Source organism: Burkholderia sp. 28_3 (genome assembly GCF_003253915.1).
GTDB lineage: Bacteria > Pseudomonadota > Gammaproteobacteria > Burkholderiales > Burkholderiaceae > Burkholderia > Burkholderia cenocepacia.
In genome coordinates this window covers 1-2,685 of sequence record NZ_QKZF01000071.1, presented here as the reverse complement: position 1 = coordinate 2,685, position 2,685 = coordinate 1, and the positions used below count along the sequence as shown (strand labels likewise).

At 63.2% G+C, this 2,685-nt stretch carries 2 protein-coding genes; both read left to right on the top strand.

Annotation, left to right across the window (positions count from 1 at the left end; translation table 11 throughout):
* Window positions 1–264 precede the first annotated feature (264 nt).
* Window positions 265–1,821 carry an IS21-like element IS408 family transposase gene (istA, locus tag DFS13_RS39600; protein WP_011875599.1) on the top strand — a complete coding sequence of 519 codons (1,557 nt, stop codon included), beginning with the start codon at window positions 265–267 and terminating at the stop codon, window positions 1,819–1,821.
* Window positions 1,822–1,837: 16 nt separating this feature from the next.
* Window positions 1,838–2,587, top strand: coding sequence for an IS21-like element IS408 family helper ATPase IstB (gene istB / locus DFS13_RS39595; RefSeq protein ID WP_006397350.1), 750 nt, complete (start codon window positions 1,838–1,840; stop codon window positions 2,585–2,587).
* Window positions 2,588–2,685: the final 98 nt, after the last annotated feature.

Genomic DNA, 2,685 nt, shown 5'->3' with positions numbered 1-2,685 from the left:
TGCGTATTCCGGCGAACGTGATCACGCATTTCGGCGGATCGTGATCATGGATTCCGAATGATCGTGATCACCCGTTTCGGTTGATCGTGATCGCTGATCACAGGTTTCCGAAACGCGTGATCACGATGCCGGAATGAGCGATCACGGGACCGAAACGGGTGATCACGTAACCGGAACGTAATCCGGGTTTGAGTCTGGCGGTGGCGTTGCGCATGTATTCACCGACGGCGTTAGCCTGCTCCCTTTTTTGCGGGAGAAGTGCCGATGCCGACACCTCGGATGAGCATGCGCAAATTGAAGGAAGTCCTGCGACTAAAGTGGGCGTGTGGCCTGACGCATCGGCAGATCAGCCGGGCTATCGGCATCAGCGTCGGTGCCGTCTCGAAGTTCGCGGCCCAAGCCAGCCAGGCGGGACTCGATTGGGCGGCAGCCGAAGCAATGTCCGACGACGAACTGGACGCGCGCCTGAGGCCTGCGGCAACCAATGCCGCGGCGACGACGACGCGACGCATCGAGCCCGACTACACGGCATTGCATCGCGAGCTGCGCCGCAAGGGCGTGACGCTGCAACTGCTGTGGGAAGAATACGCTGAAGCGAACCCCGGCCAGCGGACGTACCGCTACACGCAGTTCTGCCAGAAGTACAAGGATTGGGCGAAGTCGATCAAGCGCTCGATGCGTCAGCAGCACCGCGCCGGCGAGAAGCTGTTCGCGGACTTCGCGGGTCCCACCGTGCCGGTCCTGGCGAGCGATGGCGGCGTCGAGTTCGAGGCGCACGTGTTCGTTGCCGTGCTCGGCGCATCCAACTACACGTTCGCGTGCGCGACGCGCACCGAGACGATGGCGGACTGGATCGGCAGCCTGTGCGATGCGCTAGAGTTCATTGGCGGCGTGCCCGAGCTGCTCGTGCCCGACAACCCGAAGGCGCTGATCGCGCGACCCGACCGTTACGAACCCGGACTCGGCACGACCACGCAGGACTTCGTGAACCACTACGGCACCGCGATGCTGCCGGCGCGTCCGCGCAAACCGCAGGACAAGGCCAAGGTCGAAGTCGGCGTGCAGATCGTCGAGCGCTGGGTGCTGGCCCGACTGCGCCACTATCGCTTCTACAGTCTGGCTGAACTCAACAAGGCGATTGCAGAACTGATCGCCGACCTAAACCAGCGCCCGTTCAAGCGGCTCGAAGGCAACCGGCGTGAATGGTTCGAACGGCTGGACCAACCCGTCCTGCGCCCGTTGCCCGTGCGTCGCTACGAGATCGCCACCTTCCAGAAGTGCCGTGTGAACATCGATTACCACGTCGATGTCGGCGGCCACTATTACAGCGTCCCGCATAGCCTCGCACGGCAGGAGGTCTGGGCGCGTATCACACGCCACGGCGTAGAGATCCTGCATGGCGGCAAGCGTGTCGCTGCGCACGCTCGCTCGCGCCTCAAAGGCAAACACACGACCATCGCCGAACACATGCCGGCTGCGCATCGCGCGCACATGGAATGGACGCCTGGGCGCCTGCTCAACTGGGGCGCATCCGTCGGCCCCGGCGCCGAGGCTGTCGTGCGGCATCTGCTGACCAACAAACCTCACCCCGAGATGGGCTATCGCGCCTGTCTCGGTCTTCTCTCGCTCGCGCGCAAGTACGGCAAACACCGCCTCGAGGCCGCATGCCAGCGTGCATTGAAGATCGGCTCGCCCACGCGTCGCTCCGTGCTGTCAATCCTGGAAGCGGGACTTGACCTGCAGCCCTCGCTCCCGACCACGCCCGCCGAATGGCGCTCGCCCGAGCACGAGAACGTGCGCGGCCCCGACTACTACCACTGACCCGAAGGAGGTCACGATGTTGATGCAGCACACCCTTACCCAGCTAAAGGCGCTCAAACTGGACGGCATGGCTCGCGCGTTCGAGGAGCAGTCAACGCTCACGGCAAGCACCAGCCTGTCATTCGAGGAACGCGTGGGCATGCTCGTAGATCGCGAGCTGGCCTGGCGTGATACGCGACGACTCGAACGTTTGCTGCGCGCCGCGAAGCTCAAGAACCCACAGGCCTGCGTCGAAGACATTGAATACCGGCAAACCCGTGGGCTGGACCAGCGCATCGTCGCCACGCTCGCCGGCTGCGACTGGGTGCGCAATGCTCAGAACCTGATCCTGACCGGCCCCACCGGCGCGGGCAAGACGTGGCTCGCTTGCGCGTTCGGCCAGCAGGCGTGCCGGCAGGGCTTCTCCGTGTTCTATGTGCGCGTCGCGCGGCTGTTCGAAGAGCTGAAAATCGCGCACGGCGACGGCAGCTTCACACGTCGGCTTGCGCAACTCGCGAAGATTGATGTGCTGATCCTCGACGATTGGGGCTTGCAGGATCTCGACCAGGCGGCGCGCAATGATCTGCTTGAGGTACTTGATGATCGTGTCGGTACGCGCTCGACTGTGATCACCAGCCAGTTGCCGCTCGAACACTGGCACGCGTGGCTGCAGGACCCCACGCTCGCCGATGCGATTCTCGATCGGCTCGTGCATCAGGCCCACAAGCTTCCGGTCAAGGGCGATTCGATGAGAAAGAAAACGAAATCCGAGTCCGCTGACGCCTGATCGTGATCACCGTCGCTATAATCCATTGACCGCGCAACACCACCTTCCAGACTGATCACGTTCGCCGAAACGATTGATCACCATCGCCGAAATCCGCA